Origin of the sequence: Mesorhizobium sp. M0048, assembly GCF_040323405.1 — a bacterium.
In the GTDB taxonomy this organism is placed as follows: Bacteria; Pseudomonadota; Alphaproteobacteria; order Rhizobiales; family Rhizobiaceae; genus Mesorhizobium.
Window position 1 is genome coordinate 1 of the sequence record NZ_JAMYUV010000049.1, and the last position, 16,211, is coordinate 16,211.

14 protein-coding genes are annotated in these 16,211 nt (G+C 63.4%); 11 read left to right on the plus strand and 3 right to left on the minus strand.

Annotation, left to right across the window (positions count from 1 at the left end; translation table 11 throughout):
• The first annotated feature begins 204 nt into the window (after positions 1-204).
• The 3 genes from NKJ84_RS27055 (at position 205) to NKJ84_RS27065 (ending at position 4,618) form a co-directional block, all read left to right on the plus strand.
• The gene (locus NKJ84_RS27055) at positions 205-1,491 is read left to right on the plus strand and encodes a DUF6638 family protein (RefSeq protein WP_352508974.1); all 1,287 of its coding nucleotides are present in this window, start codon (positions 205-207) and stop codon (positions 1,489-1,491) included.
• A gap of 15 nt (positions 1,492-1,506) precedes the next feature.
• On the plus strand, positions 1,507-2,631 hold the full coding sequence (locus tag NKJ84_RS27060) for a DUF2333 family protein (protein WP_352508975.1): 1,125 nt from the start codon (positions 1,507-1,509) through the stop codon (positions 2,629-2,631).
• 307 nt (positions 2,632-2,938) lie between these two features.
• Entirely contained in the window at positions 2,939-4,618 is a 1,680-nt protein-coding gene (locus tag NKJ84_RS27065) for a formate--tetrahydrofolate ligase (RefSeq protein WP_352508976.1), read from the plus strand.
• Positions 4,619-4,690: 72 nt separating this feature from the next.
• Here NKJ84_RS27065 and NKJ84_RS27070 read toward each other — a convergent pair whose 3' ends face one another.
• Positions 4,691-5,338, minus strand: a complete 648-nt coding sequence (locus tag NKJ84_RS27070; RefSeq protein WP_352508977.1) for a cysteine hydrolase family protein — start codon at positions 5,336-5,338, stop codon at positions 4,691-4,693.
• Between the two features lie 128 nt (positions 5,339-5,466).
• On the opposite strand from NKJ84_RS27070, the gene NKJ84_RS27075 reads away from it, so the two are divergent.
• The 3 genes from NKJ84_RS27075 (at position 5,467) to NKJ84_RS27085 (ending at position 7,628) form a co-directional block, all read left to right on the plus strand.
• Complete coding sequence (locus NKJ84_RS27075; RefSeq protein ID WP_352508978.1) at positions 5,467-6,462, plus strand: helix-turn-helix domain-containing protein; 996 nt, start codon at positions 5,467-5,469, stop codon at positions 6,460-6,462.
• 180 nt (positions 6,463-6,642) lie between these two features.
• Positions 6,643-7,122 carry a type II RES/Xre toxin-antitoxin system antitoxin gene (gene parS / locus NKJ84_RS27080; RefSeq protein WP_302896769.1) on the plus strand — a complete coding sequence of 160 codons (480 nt, stop codon included), beginning with the start codon at positions 6,643-6,645 and terminating at the stop codon, positions 7,120-7,122.
• Positions 7,119-7,628 (plus strand): RES family NAD+ phosphorylase, encoded by a 510-nt coding sequence (locus tag NKJ84_RS27085; protein WP_352508979.1) that lies wholly within the window; start codon positions 7,119-7,121, stop codon positions 7,626-7,628. Before parS ends, NKJ84_RS27085 begins: the two co-directional genes overlap by 4 nt.
• 58 nt (positions 7,629-7,686) lie before the next feature.
• Here NKJ84_RS27085 and NKJ84_RS27090 read toward each other — a convergent pair whose 3' ends face one another.
• Positions 7,687-8,244, minus strand: a complete 558-nt coding sequence (locus tag NKJ84_RS27090) for a sugar O-acetyltransferase (protein ID WP_352508980.1) — start codon at positions 8,242-8,244, stop codon at positions 7,687-7,689.
• Positions 8,245-8,391: 147 nt separating this feature from the next.
• Between NKJ84_RS27090 and NKJ84_RS27095 the strand changes: the two genes are divergently transcribed.
• From NKJ84_RS27095 to NKJ84_RS27115, 5 genes are all read left to right on the plus strand, one after another.
• Complete coding sequence (locus tag NKJ84_RS27095; RefSeq protein ID WP_352508981.1) at positions 8,392-8,853, plus strand: DUF4126 domain-containing protein; 462 nt, start codon at positions 8,392-8,394, stop codon at positions 8,851-8,853.
• Entirely contained in the window at positions 8,850-10,226 is a 1,377-nt protein-coding gene (locus NKJ84_RS27100; protein WP_352508982.1) for an FAD-containing oxidoreductase, read from the plus strand. The genes NKJ84_RS27095 and NKJ84_RS27100 overlap by 4 nt, the downstream gene beginning before the upstream one ends.
• A gap of 131 nt (positions 10,227-10,357) precedes the next feature.
• Complete coding sequence (locus tag NKJ84_RS27105) at positions 10,358-11,425, plus strand: M14 family metallopeptidase (protein WP_352508983.1); 1,068 nt, start codon at positions 10,358-10,360, stop codon at positions 11,423-11,425.
• Between the two features lie 224 nt (positions 11,426-11,649).
• Positions 11,650-13,839, plus strand: coding sequence for an anthranilate synthase (locus tag NKJ84_RS27110; protein ID WP_352508984.1), 2,190 nt, complete (start codon positions 11,650-11,652; stop codon positions 13,837-13,839).
• A gap of 32 nt (positions 13,840-13,871) precedes the next feature.
• Complete coding sequence (locus NKJ84_RS27115; RefSeq protein ID WP_502896230.1) at positions 13,872-14,801, plus strand: cation diffusion facilitator family transporter; 930 nt, start codon at positions 13,872-13,874, stop codon at positions 14,799-14,801.
• Between the two features lie 229 nt (positions 14,802-15,030).
• Here the strand turns inward: NKJ84_RS27115 and NKJ84_RS27120 are convergent, their stop codons facing one another.
• Positions 15,031-16,113 carry a hypothetical protein gene (locus tag NKJ84_RS27120; RefSeq protein WP_352508985.1) on the minus strand — a complete coding sequence of 361 codons (1,083 nt, stop codon included), beginning with the start codon at positions 16,111-16,113 and terminating at the stop codon, positions 15,031-15,033.
• Positions 16,114-16,211: the final 98 nt, after the last annotated feature.

Consider the following 16,211-nt stretch of genomic DNA (forward strand, 5'->3'; position numbering starts at 1 on the left):
TCAGCCCCAACGACCGAAATCCAGCCCCCGCCGCGCGTCAGGCTGTTCGCAACCTCATTGTCGCACCACCCACTCTGGAAATGCCGGTAGTTCGAGGTGTCCATATGTTTAGGTACGAACGGCCTGACGCAGAATTGAATTTTAAGGAGAGCATTGTAGTTCATCGAGGGCTTATGAAGTCCCTCCAAATCGTCTAAGTTGCCCATGGACCTCTTGCGCGACAACGAGCTGATCTACGGCCGGCTGCTGACGATCGACGAGCCGCATCTGATCCAGCGCTACAACAAGGCGATGGTCGCGTTCGGCTTGAAGCCGACCAAGCTGAAAAGCTTCGAGATCGACCGTACCGGCTTTTCGCCGCAGGTCGCCGAGGAATGCGGCGACTACAGCTACCTCGATCCGAACGAGGTCAACCGCCGCTTCATCATCCTGACGCCGTCGCAGATCGACCTGCCGGTGGTGCACACGGCGTTCTCCAACACCTCGCTGCTGATGTACGAGTTCATGTCCAAGAACCAGCGCGCCATCGATGCGCTGACGATCAAGGACGTCATCTACGGCGAGATCGAGGATTCGGTCCCCAAGGTCGACGGCATCGAGGACCTGCTGTCGATCAACCAGGTCGAGTTCAAGGTGCTGTCGGCCGAGGATGTGCTCGGCAAGGCCGCCGAGCTCGGCAAGCTGGTCGACCGGCTGAAACAGGAGCCGGATGCCTGGCGCGACAACGCCATGCTGGCCCACATGGTCGAGCTGGCGAAGATCTGCGGCGACATCCGCGAGAATGCGCTGGTGCCGGACCAGGTGATCTTCCGCCACAATGCCTATTGGACCAGCCATTTCGGCGGGCTCTATGTGTTTGTCGATCCGGACGTGACGACGGTGATCAGCGACCCGGCAGCGCCGGGCTTCCGCCGCTCGCGGCCATGGCAGGTGAGTTACCTTTCGATCCACGACGCCGACAAGGTGTTCAAATTCCTCGCTTCGACCGGCCGCCTCGAGTTGCCGCGCGCCTCATGGATCGAAACCTCCGGTTATCTCGAGCATCGCGCCGAAATGGTGGTGCGCGCGCTGATCCGCGACGCCGATCCCGACCGCAATCTGACCGACGTCGACAAGGTCTGGCTGCAGACCTGGATCCACGGCCATACCGATCTGATCACCAGGGACGGCAATTTTCCCTTCCTCAACGCCGCCAAGCGCGAGATCGCCCAGCTCGGCCATCTCAAGATCGAGGACGTGTTCCCGCAGCAGCGCTTCCTGGTCATCCGCGCCAAGCCGGACCATCCCGACGCCTGGCTGACCAACCAGCTGATCTCGGACTTCGTGCCGCAGGACTTCGTTTCGCGTTACGTCTTCAACAAGCCGGGCTTCTACAGGGACTATGAAGGCTTCAGCGACGCCTGGCGATCGCATGTTGTGGACGTTCTGAAAACCACATATCTGAAGGACAAGGTGGCGTTTCGCACACGCCTCTACGGCTTGACTGACTGAGGGGGTGACATCGCCATGCTTGATCCGATCGTGAATTTCTTCACCCGGATTTTCCAGTGGATTGGCCGCGGCATCGGCCTGCTCATCGGCGCGATCCTGTGGCCGTTCCTGTGGGCGGGGCGCTGGTACAGGCAACGCGGCTGGATCCTGAAGGCGGTGCTCGGCCTGGCTGTGCTCGTGCTGATCGGTCTCTATGTCAACTTCTTCTACGCCACCCAGTGGTGGAACAATTTCGACCCGAATTACGTCGACAAATACACGTTCGAAAAACGCAACAGCTCCGCCGGTGAACAGGTTTCCGCCGGCGCCGGCACCGACACGGCCAAGACCTGCGGAAATTCAGCCATTGCCCAGGTCGCTGCCGACCTGACCGACTTCAACGTCAACCAGAATGCCTGGGTGTCGTCGATGATCCTCTACAAGCTCGGCCTGTTCGGCATCGACTGGGACCACACGCCGTTCATGGACAACAAGGCGTCGTTCCAGCGCGGCATCAACCAGGCGGTGCGGCGCACGGCGACCGAGCTTGCCGACAATCTCGGCCGCGTCCGCACCACCTCGCAGATCGACGCCGACCTGCAGGACGCCCGCGGCAATCTGCAGTTCGATGAGGAAACCTGGTATTTCGGCTTGAACCCGTTCGGGCCCAAGACGCCGACGCCGAGCTACTATCGCGACGCGGTGCGCAAGCTGCGTTCCTTCAACGCCCGCCTCGCAGCCTGCCAGGCGACGTTCGATGCCCGCGCCGACAATCTCAAGCAGTATATCGACCGCATTTCGTCCGATATCGGTTCGACCTCGGCGATCCTCAAGGAGCGTGCCGAAAACCACAATAATGGCTGGTTCGACACGCGCGCCGACGACCGCTTCTGGTTCGCCTATGGCCAGCTCTATGCCTATTACGGGCTGATGAAGGGCGCACAGGCCGACTTCGAGGACGTCATCAAGGAAAAGCACCTGCAGAACCTGTGGGATACGATGGACGCGCAATTCGTCTCGGCGCTGCGCATCCAGCCCTTCATCATCGCCAATGGTCGCGAGGACGGCTGGCTGTTGCCGACACATCTGACGACGATGGGGTTTTACATACTCAGGGTGCGCTCGAACATGGTCGAGATCAGCAACGTGCTGACGCAGTAGCGGATCGTCCCGCACAGCCGGCGCTGGTGAATTTGCGCCGTTGCTTCTGTCGCTTTTCGCGTATTACGCGGCTGTTTTGAGACGGCGGAACCGCGCCTGCTCTGGCTTCTATACGGCGCGGCAACCGGCGCGAAAAGAACCTGTAGCAGGGCAGCCGGCCGCAGAGGCATTTTCTTCGTAGGAAACATAGTTGCATGAAAGTTGACGCCGCGGCAGCGACAGGGGTAGAACATGCCCGCGCCTGCAATGCCGGGCTATTCTTGCGACCACACTAGTCAAATCCGTCCAATTCAGAGGGAAGTCGTCCATGGCCGAAGTGAAGTCCGACATCGAGATCGCGCGCGGCGCCAGGAAGAAGCAGATCCAGGAGATCGGCCAGAAGATCGGCATTCCGAGCGAACATCTTCTGCCCTACGGCCACGACAAGGCGAAGATCTCGGCCGAGTTCATCAAGTCGGTGAAGGGCAACAAGGATGGCAAGCTGATCCTCGTCACCGCCATCAACCCGACACCGGCCGGCGAAGGCAAGACGACGACGACGGTGGGCTTGGGCGATGGCCTCAACCGCATCGGCAAGAAGGCCATCGTATGCATCCGCGAGGCTTCGCTCGGACCGAATTTCGGCGTCAAGGGCGGTGCCGCCGGCGGCGGCTACGCGCAGGTCGTGCCGATGGAGGACATGAACCTCCACTTCACCGGCGATTTCCATGCCATCACCACCGCGCATAATCTGCTGTCGGCGCTGATCGACAACCACATCTATTGGGGCAACGAGCTCGGCATCGACACCCGCCGTGTCGTCTGGCGCCGCGTCATGGACATGAACGACCGGTCGCTGCGCGAGATCATCTGTTCGCTCGGCGGCGTCGCCAACGGTTTCCCGCGCGAGGCCGGTTTCGACATCACAGTCGCCTCGGAAGTCATGGCCATCCTGTGCCTGTCGACCGACCTGAAGGACCTGGAAAAGCGCCTCGGCGACATCATCGTCGCCTATCGTCGCGACAAGTCGGCCGTCTATGCGCGCGACCTCAAGGCCGACGGCGCCATGGCCGTACTCTTGAAGGACGCCATGCAGCCCAATCTCGTGCAGACGCTGGAGAACAACCCGGCTTTCGTCCATGGCGGCCCCTTCGCCAACATCGCGCATGGCTGCAACTCCGTCGTTGCCACGACGACGGCGCTGAAGCTAGCCGATTACGTCGTCACCGAAGCCGGTTTTGGCGCCGATCTCGGTGCCGAAAAGTTCTTCGACATCAAATGCCGCAAGGCCGGCCTGAGGCCGGCAGCGGCGGTGATCGTCGCCACGGTTCGCGCCATGAAGATGAATGGCGGCGTCAAGAAGGAGGACCTCGGCAAGGAGAACGTCGAGGCGGTCAGGAAGGGATGTGCGAATCTCGGCCGCCACATCGAGAACATCCGCCAGTTCGGTGTGCCGGCTGTGGTCGCCATCAACCATTTCTACTCCGACACCGAGGCCGAGATCCAGGCGATGAAGGACTACGTCGCCTCGATGGGCGAAGAGGCGATCCTGTGCAAGCACTGGGCTCAGGGATCGGCCGGCATCGAGGAACTGGCCAAAAGAGTCGTGGCGTTGGCCGAATCCGGCGCGTCGCAATTCGCCCCGCTCTATCCCGACGCCATGCCGCTCTTCGAGAAGATCAACACCATCGTCCAGCGCATCTATCGCGGTTCCGAAGCGATCGCCGACAAATCGGTGCGCGACCAACTCCACGCCTGGGAGCACGCCGGCTACGGTCATTTGCCGGTCTGCATGGCCAAGACGCAATATTCCTTCTCCACCGATCCGAATCTGCGCGGCGCGCCGACCGGCCACACCGTACCGGTGCGCGAGGTCAGGCTGTCTGCCGGCGCAGGCTTCGTCGTCATCATCTGCGGCGAGGTCATGACCATGCCCGGTCTGCCCAAAGCGCCATCGTCGGAAAAGATCTTCCTGAACGAAATCGGCCAGATCGAAGGCCTGTTTTAGGGATAATCAGTGCTCGTACGGCAAAGGGCGCCGCAACGCTGCGGCGCCCTTCTGCCTGTCCGCAATGGTCTCCTACGCTGCGCTCCGCGCCAGCGCGCGCTGGTTGGAGGCATAGGGTGTGTCGTGCTGGGGTACCACGCCGGTCTTCAGGCACTCGATCCATTCGGCGGTTTTGAGAACGGCCGCGAAGCGCGATTGCAGGACGATCGTCATGACGCGATGGATTTCCTCCCCCGACGCGTAGCCGGCGCTGTTGGCGTAGGGCAATGACCCCGTTGCGTCCGATAGGAACTCCACCTCGAAGCCCATATGCACGGCGTGGATGACCGTCGACAGGTCGCAATTATGCGTCATGTAGCCGATGACCGTGATCGTATCGATAGAGTTGGCGCGCAGCCACGCCTCGAGGTCGGTGCCGGTGAAGGCGCTTGGCAGGTGTTTTTCGACATAGTGGTCACGGTTTCGCCTGGCGATTTCCGGGTGCAACTCGGCGCCATGGCTGCCCTTGGCGAAGACCGGTGAGGTTTCCGGCGCCAACTGTTTGATGACCACCACCTTGACGCCTGCCTCGGTGGCCGCGTCCATCGCTCGCGCCACATTGACGACGCTGTCGCGGAAGGGCGGATGCTGGATGGCGAGGTTGCCGCCGTCATAGTCGTTTTGAACATCGATGACGATGAGGGCGCGGCGTGGAGCTTTGCCTGTGGCTGGTTGCGACATGGGGTTTTCCTTTCCTGTTTGAAATTAATGGGTGGACGATAAGCTCGGCGCCGGATCGCAAAAAGTGTCCCAATTGACATTATTCGAAAGAATTGGGACAATCGGCCTCGCCCGTTGCTGGAGCTCCCATGACCGATCCTGCCGTTGCCGCCATCGCCTTCGATGGCATCAGCCCGTTTCATCTCTCCGTGCCGTGTCTCGTGTTCGGCGCGGATCGCACGGAGCTCGGCCTGCCGCGCTTCGACTTCCGGGTCTGCGCGATTGAGGACGGGCCGATCCGCACCGATGCCGGGCTGACCATCAGCGTCCCGCACGGGCTTTCCGCGCTCGATGACGCCGACATCATCATCGTGCCAAGCTGGAAGGATCTCGGGAGCTCGCCTCCAGCCGCATTGATCGACGCGTTGCTTGGCGCGCACGAGCGCGGCGCGCTGATCGTCGGACTGTGCTTGGGAACGTTCGCTGTTGCGGCGACCGGACTGCTTTCGGGGCGGCGAGCGGCGACGCACTGGGCCTACGCGGATCAGCTGCAGGAACTCTATCCCGACATTCTCGTCGAACCGGAAGTGCTCTACATCGACAATGGCGATGTCGTGACATCCGCCGGCGTCGCCGCCGGGCTCGACTGCTGCCTGCACGTCGTACGGGCTCGTTACGGCGCGGAGGCGGCACTTCGCCTGGCCCGGCAGATCGTGCTTTCTCCGCATAGGCAGGGCGGGCAGGCTCAATTCATCGAACGTCCCATCGCCAGGACCGGCAATGCGGACCGCTTCACCCAGGCTCTCGAAGCGGTGCGCAAAACCCTGGGTGAGCCGCACAGTCTGGACAGCGTTGCCGGTCTCGCCGGCCTTACCCGCCGGACGTTCACGCGCCGTTTCCAGAAAACGATCGGCACCAGTTTCGGTGACTGGCTGACCGAACAGCGCGTCCAGCTGGCGCAGCGGCTGCTGGAGGCAACGGAAAAATCGATGGACACGGTTGCCTTCGAGGCCGGTTTCGGCAGCGCCACCTCGCTGCGCCAGCATTTCGCGGCGCGGCTCAGAACCTCGCCGGCGCAGTACCGGCGCGAATTCTCGAAGAGTGCTCAGGCGGAGCGCGTGGCGCACATGCCGAGGCGAAATTAGGCTTGCGCTCGATTCCAGGGCAATCGCTTCAGTGCCAACGTTGGACTGCCATCTGGCCCGAGCAGGCTATCTTTTTCTCTAAGCGATTGCCCTGCTCTCGAGCCTGTCGTGCTTGAAAGGCTCTGCGTCATCTGTCATATATTAAAGCGACAGATGACGCGAAGAGGGCTCGCCGTAGCGATGGCATTGGAAAAGGCTGCGCCAGCAGCAAAAAACAATGAACTTCAGAAGGTGGCGAAATTGCTAGGCGGCAGCCGCATTCTGGCAAGGCGCCTCAGCAGCGCTCTGGATGCCCACGAGTTGCTTCTGCACGGCCTGCCGGCTTCAGCGCTGGACCATCTTATCGGGCAACTCGTCTTCATCCAGAAGACTGATTCGCTGGAGAAGGCCGTCGGCATGAGCCTGCGCACCTACCAGCGCCGCAAGGATGCTCCTTCCAAGCCTCTCAGTCAGGACCAGAGCGGACGAACCTGGAAGTTCGCGGAGATCCTGTCGAAAGCGACCGACGTGTTCGGTTCGCAGGTGGAGGCAGAGCAATGGCTGGAGCGCCCGGCGATTGGGCTCGACCAGCGTCGTCCAATCGACCTTCTGGCGACACCGGCGGGGATCGAGCTTGTAGAAGACTATCTGGAACGGCTTGAATATGGCGTTTATGCATGACGCCGCTGCCGGCGGCGCTCGGTGGCTCCGACCTCATCGGATGGCGCCTCGATCAAGCCGCGTTTGCGCCTACATGGGATAGTGGCGAGGGCGCATACAGGGTGGGCGGACGCTGGAACAGCAAGGGCGTGCGCGCCGTCTACTGCTCGATCGATCCGTCGACTGCGATCCTCGAAGTTGCGGTCCATAAGGGCTTCAGGGTGCTCGACACGATTGCGCATGTCATGACGGCAGCGATCGTCAGCGATGTCGCGGATGTGCATATCGTCGACCCCGCCGCCGTGCCCAACCCCAATTGGTTGCGCCCGGGCATCCCGAGCTCCGGACAACAGGCGTTTGGCGACGATCTTCTGCAACGGCACCGGTTTGTTGTGATTCCGAGCGCCGTATCGCAGCATAGCTGGAACCTGATCTTCGACGCGAGCCTCGCCAGAGGGGCATACGCCATGAAGACGCAGGAGGCGTTTGCGCTCGACACACGGTTGCATCCACCTCCGGCCAAGTGACACAGCCGCCCCCATGTCCATCAAAACGACGACATGACCGGCGACAGAAGCACGGTGCTCAGCTGTTGCTGATTATCCGTGCCGGATTACCAACCACCGTGGTGTTCGCCGCCACGTCGCGCGTCACCACGGCACCGGCGCCGACGATGGCGCCGTCGCCTATCCTGACCCCGCCGAGGATGATGGCACTGCCGCCGATCCAGGCATTGTCGCCGATCTCGACGGGCCTGGCGATTTCCAGCCCTGCCTGCCGCCCAGCAGTCTCTCTGTGGTGCTCGGCGCAATAGATCTGCACATTAGGGCCGAGCAGCGTTCCCTTGCCGATGCGGACTGGCGCCGTGTCGAGGATGGTGCAGCCGGCATTGAGGAAGACGCGGTCGCCGAGAAAGATGTTGAAGCCATAGGCACAGTGGAACCGCGCTTCGATCCGGGCGCCCTCGCCCGCAGCGCCGAGCAGCGTCCGCAATCCAGGCCCGATATCGCCACGCTGCCGCGGTGGTAGGCTGTTGTGCTCGAACACCGCGTCGCGCGACGTAATGCGCAGCGCCTCCAGTTCCGGATCGAGGCAGCAATACCACTCGCCCGCCGCCATTTTCGTGCGTTCGCTCGCCGTCATGGCCGCAACTCCAGTTTCAACTTTGCCAAAGCACAAGTGGTGAAAATACGGAAGCGCCGGCGGCGACACCACCTCTGGTCAAATACCCGACCTATGGTAGCTTGCTCTCTCGGACCTGTCCCAAGCCGGCCATCGAGGGGATCGATCATGCTGTACATTCTTGCACTCCTGATTGGCGTCGTTGCCGGGCTTCGCGCCATGACTGCGCCCGCCGCGGTCGCCTGGGGCGCCTGGCTTGGCTGGTTACCGGTCGCCGGCACCTGGGCGAGCTTCATGGGCCACTGGATCGCCGTCGGCATCTTCACCATCCTGGCCATCGCCGAACTGGTCACCGACCAGCTGCCATCGACGCCGAGCCGCAAGGTGCCGCAGCAATTCGGCACGCGCATCGTCCTGGGCGCTTTCACCGGCGCGGTGATCGGCGCCACCGGCGGCGCCATCATCGGCGGCCTGATCGCCGGCGCCATCGGCGCGGTGATCGGCACGCTGGGCGGCGCCGAGGCGCGCAAGCGCCTGGCCACCGGCTTCGGCAAGGACCCGCCCGCCGCCTTCATCGAGGCCGCGGTGGCGATCGCCGGCGGGGTTCTGATCGTGGCGGCGGCGGCATGACGGCAAAGACATTCGATGCCATCATCGTCGGTGCCGGGCAGGCCGGCCCGCCGCTCGCCGGCCGGCTGAATGCGGCCGGCATGAGCGTGGCGCTGATCGAGCGAAAGCTGGTCGGCGGCACTTGCGTCAACACCGGCTGCACGCCGACCAAGACGATGGTGGCAAGCGCCTATGCCGCGCATCTCGCCCGCTCCGCCGCGGATTACGGGGTGACGCTCTCCGGTCCCGTCGGCGTAAACTACAAGGCAATCAAAGCGCGCAAGGACAAGGTCTCCAACGACGCCCGCGGCAATCTCGAAGGCTGGATTGCCGGCATGGACAAATGCACGCTCTATCGCGGCCATGCGCGCTTCGTAAGCGCCAACACGGTGCGCGTCGGCGACGATCTGCTGAGCGCCGAAAAGATATTCCTCAACACCGGCGGGCGCGCCTCGGTGCCCGACCTGCCCGGCATCGACGGCATTTCTTACCTGACCAACTCGTCGATGATGGATCTCGACGAGCTGCCGCGCCATCTCATCGTCGTCGGCGGCAGCTATGTCTCGCTCGAATTCGCGCAGATGTTCCGCCGCTTCGGTTCCGAAGTCACGGTCATCGAAAAAAGCCCGCGGCTGATCGGCCGCGAGGACGAGGACGTCTCGGACGCCATTTTGTCGATCCTCGAAAACGAAGCCATTGCCGTCCATCTCGGCGCCGACGACATCCGCTTCGCCAGGCGAGGCAACGAAATCGCCGTGACCTTCTCGCCAGGCAAGGCGGCTGCGGTCGGCTCGCATGTTCTGCTGGCGCTCGGCCGCACGCCAAACACCGACGATCTCGGCCTCGACAAAGCCGGCGTCGAGGTCGACAAACGCGGCTTCATCGTCGTCGACGACCAGTTGCGCACCAGCGTGCCCGGCATCTGGGCGATGGGCGACTGCAACGGCAAGGGCGCCTTCACCCACACCTCGTACAACGATTACGAGATCGTCGCCGCCAACCTGCTCGACAACGATCCGCGCAAGGTCAGCGACCGCATCGAGGCCTATGCGCTCTACATCGACCCACCACTCGGCCGCTGCGGCATGACCGAGACAGCGGTAAGGAAATCCGGCCGCCGCGCCCTGGTCGGCCAGCGACCAATGACCCGCGTCAGCCGTGCAGTCGAAAAAGGTGAGACGCAAGGCTTCATGAAGATCCTGGTCGATGCCGACACCAGGGAGATCCTCGGCTGTTCGGTGCTCGGCCCGGGCGGCGACGAGGCGGTGCACTGCGTGCTCGACCTGATGTATGCCAAGGCGCCGGTCAGCACGCTGGCGCGCGCCGTCCACATCCACCCGAACGTCTCGGAGCTTCTGCCGACCATCGCCCAGGAACTCAAGCCGCTGGTGTGAACCGGGCGTATCGCGCGACCCCTCGCGCATCCCGCCGAGTAGGCTCATTGCGCCCATAGCGCCGCTGGCTGGACCAATCGACAAGCGCGCCGGCGACGGGCATGTCTTCCGAACTCTTGACGGAGGACAGCATGCAGAAGTCCATCGAACGCATCGCCGGCGACAGCGAAGGCGTTTCCTACGAATTCCCCTTCTTCCGCTTCGCCGGGTCGGACAAGACGGCGCCTTCCGCCTATCTGCAGGCGGCACTTCATGCCGGCGAATTGCCGGGCGTCGTCGCTATCGACACGCTAATGCCGATGCTCAGCAAGGCGGAAGCCGAAGGCCGCATCACCGGCAATATGACCATCGTGCCCTGGGCCAATCCGATAGGCCGCGCGCAATATCTTTACGGCGACCATCAGGGCCGCTTTCATCTGGGCACGCGCACCAATTTCAATCGCGGCTTTCCGCGGCTCGCCGCGCCCGACGTCGCCCTGCTGCCGACGCACGGCACGGTCGACCAGCGGCTGAAAACGCGGCTGCTGCAGCTCTCCATCGGCCACGACATTGTGCTCGACCTGCATTGCGACGATGAGGGCCTCGCCTATCTTTATGTCCACACCAGCCTGTGGCCGGCCATGGCGGATTGTGCAGCGGCCATGGGCGTCGATGCGGTGATGCTGTGGCACGAAGATCCCGACGGCACCTTCGAAGGCGCCTCGATCATGCCGTATCAGAACGCTCCAGCCGACGTGGCGCGCCTGGACCGGCGTGTCGCCACCACGGTCGAATATCGCGGCATACTCGATGTCGACGGCGCCCTGGCCGTCGCCGATGCCGAAGGGCTCTACCGGCTGCTGGTGGCGCGTGGCGTCATCCAGGATCAGGCGCTGCCCGCGCCTGGCAGCTTCGTCGGGCCCAGTTGTTTTACCGGTATTGTCGCGCCGCTCGAAAACGCCGAGATGATGCCGGCGCCCCGCTCGGGCGCGATCCTCTACGACGTGAAGCCGGGCGACCGCGTCACCAAGGGTGCGCGCCTTGCCACCATCGTCCACGCGCCCGGCGAGCCCGACGGCCGCACGGAAGTGTTGGCGCCGCAGGCGGGCCTCATCCTGACGCGGCGTTCCCGCCGCATCATCCGCGCCGGCGAAGACCTCTTGAAGCTGGTCGGCGACAGGAAGAGCGCCGATGCAAGGTCCGGGACGCTGGAGGATTGAAGCCTTCATTTGAATCCAGTTGCGCGGCCGACCAATCGCCGCTATGGGAATCGCCATGAACATGCGTTCGATCAAGACCATTTGGTGGTGGGCTCGCTGACAGCGGCCTGTTCGAACGCGTTCGCGTGACAATAGAGGGTGGCCGCAGCGGAATGTCCGGGCGGCCATTTGTTTTTTCAAGCCATTCCCGGGTCCGTTGCCCAAAGACGCTGATGGAGACGGCAATGACGACGAAAATTCTGGAGAATGGAGCCGAGCGCTTCGTCACTGCGGGCGGCGTGGCGATTACCCGCCAGCGCCATGATCGGCCCTATGAGGGAGCGATCGATGGCTATGTCGACGGGCTGAATTCGCGCCGCGGCGCCGTGTTTTCCTCGAATTACGAATATCCCGGCCGCTATACGCGCTGGGACACCGCCATCATCGATCCGCCGGTGGTGATCTCGGCACGCGGCCGCGCCATGCGCATCGAGGCGCTGAACCGCCGCGGCGAGGTGCTTTTGCCGGTGATCGGCACGGTGCTTGCCGGCCTTGACGATGTCACGATCGCCGAGACGTCGAACAAACTCGTCCGCCTCAAAGTTGCCAAGCCCGGCCGTGTCTTCACCGAGGAGGAACGCAGCCGCGTTCCCTCCGTCTTCACGGTGCTGCGTGCCATCACCGCCTTGTTCAAGACCGAGGAAGATGCCAATCTCGGCCTCTACGGCGCCTTCGGCTACGACCTCGCCTTCCAGTTCGATCCGGTCGACTACAAGCTCGAGCGCAAGCCAAGCCAGCGCGATCTCGTGCTGTTCCTGCCCGACGAGATCCTCGTCGTCGACCACTATTCGACCAAGGCCTGGACCGACCGCTACGACTATTCCGGCGATGGCTTCTCGACCGAAGGCCTGCCGCGCGACGAAATCGTCGAGCCGTTCAGGACCGCCGACCGCATCCCGCCGCGCGGCGACCACGAGCCCGGCGAATATGCCAAGCTGGTGCGCAAGGCGATGAAGAGCTTTGAGCGTGGCGACCTGTTCGAAGTGGTGCCGGGGCAGATGTTCTACGAACGCTGCGAAACCCAGCCCTCCGAGATTTCCCGCAAGCTGAAGAGCATCAACCCTTCGCCCTATTCCTTCTTCATCAATCTCGGCGAGGGCGAATATCTGATCGGCGCCTCGCCGGAAATGTTCGTGCGCGTCAACGGCCGCCGCGTCGAGACCTGCCCGATCTCCGGTACCATCAAGCGCGGCGACGACGCCATCTCCGACAGCGAGCAGATCCTGAAGCTGCTCAATTCGAAGAAGGACGAATCCGAACTCACCATGTGCTCGGACGTCGACCGCAACGACAAGTCGAGGGTCTGCGAGCCGGGCTCGGTGCGCGTCATCGGCCGCCGCCAGATCGAGATGTACTCCCGCCTGATCCACACCGTCGACCACATCGAGGGGCGGCTGCGCGAAGGCATGGACGCCTTCGACGCCTTTCTGTCGCATGCCTGGGCCGTCACCGTTACCGGCGCGCCGAAATTATGGGCAATGCGCTTCATCGAGCAGAACGAGAAGAGCCCGCGCGCCTGGTATGGCGGAGCGATCGGCATGGTCAATTTCAACGGCGACATGAACACCGGCCTGACGCTTCGCACCATCCGCATCAAGGATGGCATCGCCGAAGTGCGCGCCGGCGCCACGCTGCTCTTCGACAGCATTCCCGAGGAAGAAGAAGCCGAAACCGAACTGAAGGCATCCGCCATGCTCTCCGCCATCCGCGACGCCAAATCAGGCAATGCCGCCAGCACCGAACGCAGCACCGCGCGTGTCGGCGACGGCGTCAACATCCTGCTGGTCGACCACGAGGACAGTTTCGTCCATACGCTCGCCAACTATTTCCGCCAGACCGGCGCCAATGTCTCGACGGTGCGCACACCGGTGCCGGACGAGATCTTCGACCGGCTGAAGCCAAACCTGGTCGTGCTCTCGCCCGGCCCCGGCACGCCGAAGGACTTCGACTGCGCCGCCACCATCAAGCGGGCCCGTGCGCGCGACCTGCCGATCTTCGGCGTCTGCCTCGGGCTGCAGGCGCTGGCCGAGGCCTATGGCGGCGAGCTGCGCCAACTGCACATCCCGATGCATGGCAAGCCGTCGCGCATCCGCGTGTCGAAGCCGGGCATCATCTTCTCCGGCCTGCCCAAGGAGGTGACGGTCGGCCGCTATCATTCGATCTTTGCCGATCCGGTACGGCTGCCCGATGGTTTTGTCGTCACCGCCGAGACCGAGGACGGCATCATCATGGCCTTCGAGCACCGCAAGGAGCCGATCGCCGCAGTGCAGTTCCACCCGGAATCGATCATGACGCTCGGCCACAATGCCGGCATGCGCATCATCGAGAACATCGTCGCGCACCTGCCGCGCAAGGCCAAGGAAAAGGCCGCTTAGTTCGAGGGCTCAGTGTTGGGATCTTTTCCCCAGTGACCGCGGCGGAAATCAAAGCCGCCGCCAGGCAGAAGGTCGCCAGCCTCGCCTTCTGGTCGATCGTCGTCGCCTGCGTCGTGCTCGGCCTGAAGCTGGTGGCCTGGTACGTCACCGGTTCGGTCGCGCTTTATTCGGACGCGCTGGAATCGATCGTCAACGTCATTGCCTCTGCCGCCGCCTATTGGGCGATCCAGGTCAGCTACAAGCCAGCCGACCAGGACCATCCGTTCGGCCACCACAAGGCCGAGTATTTCTCGGCCGTCCTCGAAGGCGTGCTGATCGTGCTTGCCGCCTTGCTGATCCTCAATGAGGTCTGGTGGTCCTGGCAGCATCCCGCCCTGCTGGAAAAGCCATGGACCGGCCTTGCCGTCAATGGCGTCGCAACGGTCATCAACGCCGTCTGGGCCTTGACGCTGATCCGCACCGGCCGACGCGAAAAATCGCCGGCTCTCGTTGCCGACGGCAGGCACATCATGACCGACGTGGCGACCTCGGTCGGTGTGTTCATCGGCCTGGTCGGCGCCGTACTGACCGGCTGGCAGGTTCTCGATCCGGCTCTTGCGGTGATCGTGGCGCTGAACATTCTGTGGCAGGGCTGGCACGTCATCGGCTCGTCGATGAACGGGCTGATGGACCGCGCGGTCGACACCCAGGAACATATCCGCATACGCGACATCATCTCGGCCAATTGCAAGGGCGCGCTCGAGGTCCACGACCTGAAGACGCGCATCGCCGGCCGCGCCACCTTCATCGAGTTCCACCTGGTCGTCGACGCCGACATGTCGGTCGGCGCCAGCCACGTCATCTGCGACCGCATCGAGGACGCGCTGCAGGCAGAGATCCCTTCCGTGCGGGTCATCATCCATGTCGAACCCGACGACGAAGCGAAACTGCCCAAAGGCACGACCGCCGTGCCGTTCGCGTGAGGCGATAGCGGGACGCCGCCATCCAAAACCTTGAGGTTGGCGGGACAGCACCCCCCTCTGTCCTGCCGGACATCTCCCCCTCAAGGGTGGAGATTGGATGTCGCTTCGGCTTTCGCCAATTTTCAAAGAAGAACGCTGTCGGTGAAGCTGCCGATCTCCCCCCTTGAGGGGGAGATGTCCGGCAGGACAGAGGGGGGTGCTGTCCCGCCGGCATCGCGTCTCTGAACTGCTACAGCCCGCAGGCAGCCTGCGGCATCGGCTCCAGCCGGTAGACCTTGTCGTCGGACATTGTGTCGCCCTCCGCCGAACACAGATCGATGATCGGCAGACCGCTGTTCGGGTTGGCCAGCATCATCGTGCCGTTGGCGCCGCGGCGAAGGAAGACCTCCTGTTGCCCGATATCGCAGGAGGCAGCACCCGTCTTCGCGCTCGCCGCGCAGCGCCACTGGTCGCCCTCGCCCTGACAGTTATAGACCTGCGTGACCTTGGCCGATTTCTGCCGCGTGGTAACCGAAACGGCGATATCGGCGCCGCTTGGCCAATTGGCCGGATCGCCCTCCTTGGCGAAAGACGCCAGCTCGACCGGTCCGCGGAAAACCCTGATCGACTGGGTCAGCTGATCGGGATGCGAGCCGAGATGCTCGGCGTCGTAGTCGCGTCCGTAGCAGAAGGGCTGGTCCGGCTTCAGCCGCTCGCGCAATGGCGGGCCAAGGGCCGGGTCGATCGGGTCGATGCGCGCGAACTCCGCCTTGCAGGTGGCGGCCGGCATCGGGTCGAGCCTGAAGCCGTTGTCGTCCTTGCCCAGCGCCTGCCTTTCATACTCCGCCTTGCCGAGCTCGTCTTCCGATCCCGCGTCGAGATAGAGGTCGGGCTGCACGTCCGAGACGATCAGCCGGCCTTTGTCGTCGACCTTCAGCGAAGCCATGGTGCGGTCGCAGTCCATGCCGCAACGGATCGGGCCGGTCTTGCCGTCCTCCGACTCATGACTGCACCAGCCGCCGAGCCATTCAGGCGCCTCGGCGCCGCGCACCGTCGTCGCCATGAAGCCATTGTAGGAGGAATCGATGCCGGTGCTTGGCTCCTCGTTTGGCCGGCTGACCGGATCGCGGCCGTAATAGAAGAAGATGCGCGTCACCTTCTGCTGCGGATGCGACTTGAGATGCGCGGCGTCATAGACGCGGCCGAAGCAGGCGTCCTTGCCGTCGGGGCTGAGCTCGGTGAGTTTGAGCGTGTCATCGGCGAAAGCAGAGCCGGCGACGGCGGCGAGCAAGGCAACCCCAACTCCGGCGCCCATCACGGTCCTTGATATCATGCTGGCTCCCCCTGCCCCGACAAGACATGGCGTGAACTTATGTTAGGATCGAGGCCGAGGCCACGCAATTTGCGCCGGCCGGCCAAATGGGAGATGAA

Bases quoted from the DNA above. Each gene is read 5' to 3' on its own strand.
- NKJ84_RS27090 (WP_352508980.1), bottom strand. From the start codon at position 8,244: ATGACGGCGAGCGAACGCACGAAAATGGCGGCGGGCGAGTGGTATTGC.
- NKJ84_RS27075 (WP_352508978.1), top strand. From the start codon at position 5,467: ATGACCGATCCTGCCGTTGCCGCCATCGCCTTCGATGGCATCAGCCCG.
- NKJ84_RS27110 (WP_352508984.1), top strand. From the start codon at position 11,650: ATGACGACGAAAATTCTGGAGAATGGAGCCGAGCGCTTCGTCACTGCG.
- parS (WP_302896769.1), top strand. From the start codon at position 6,643: ATGGCATTGGAAAAGGCTGCGCCAGCAGCAAAAAACAATGAACTTCAG.
- NKJ84_RS27095 (WP_352508981.1), top strand. From the start codon at position 8,392: ATGCTGTACATTCTTGCACTCCTGATTGGCGTCGTTGCCGGGCTTCGC.
- NKJ84_RS27120 (WP_352508985.1), bottom strand. From the start codon at position 16,113: ATGATATCAAGGACCGTGATGGGCGCCGGAGTTGGGGTTGCCTTGCTC.
- NKJ84_RS27100 (WP_352508982.1), top strand. From the start codon at position 8,850: ATGACGGCAAAGACATTCGATGCCATCATCGTCGGTGCCGGGCAGGCC.
- NKJ84_RS27060 (WP_352508975.1), top strand. From the start codon at position 1,507: ATGCTTGATCCGATCGTGAATTTCTTCACCCGGATTTTCCAGTGGATT.
- NKJ84_RS27085 (WP_352508979.1), top strand. From the start codon at position 7,119: ATGACGCCGCTGCCGGCGGCGCTCGGTGGCTCCGACCTCATCGGATGG.
- NKJ84_RS27065 (WP_352508976.1), top strand. From the start codon at position 2,939: ATGGCCGAAGTGAAGTCCGACATCGAGATCGCGCGCGGCGCCAGGAAG.
- NKJ84_RS27070 (WP_352508977.1), bottom strand. From the start codon at position 5,338: ATGTCGCAACCAGCCACAGGCAAAGCTCCACGCCGCGCCCTCATCGTC.
- NKJ84_RS27105 (WP_352508983.1), top strand. From the start codon at position 10,358: ATGCAGAAGTCCATCGAACGCATCGCCGGCGACAGCGAAGGCGTTTCC.
- NKJ84_RS27055 (WP_352508974.1), top strand. From the start codon at position 205: ATGGACCTCTTGCGCGACAACGAGCTGATCTACGGCCGGCTGCTGACG.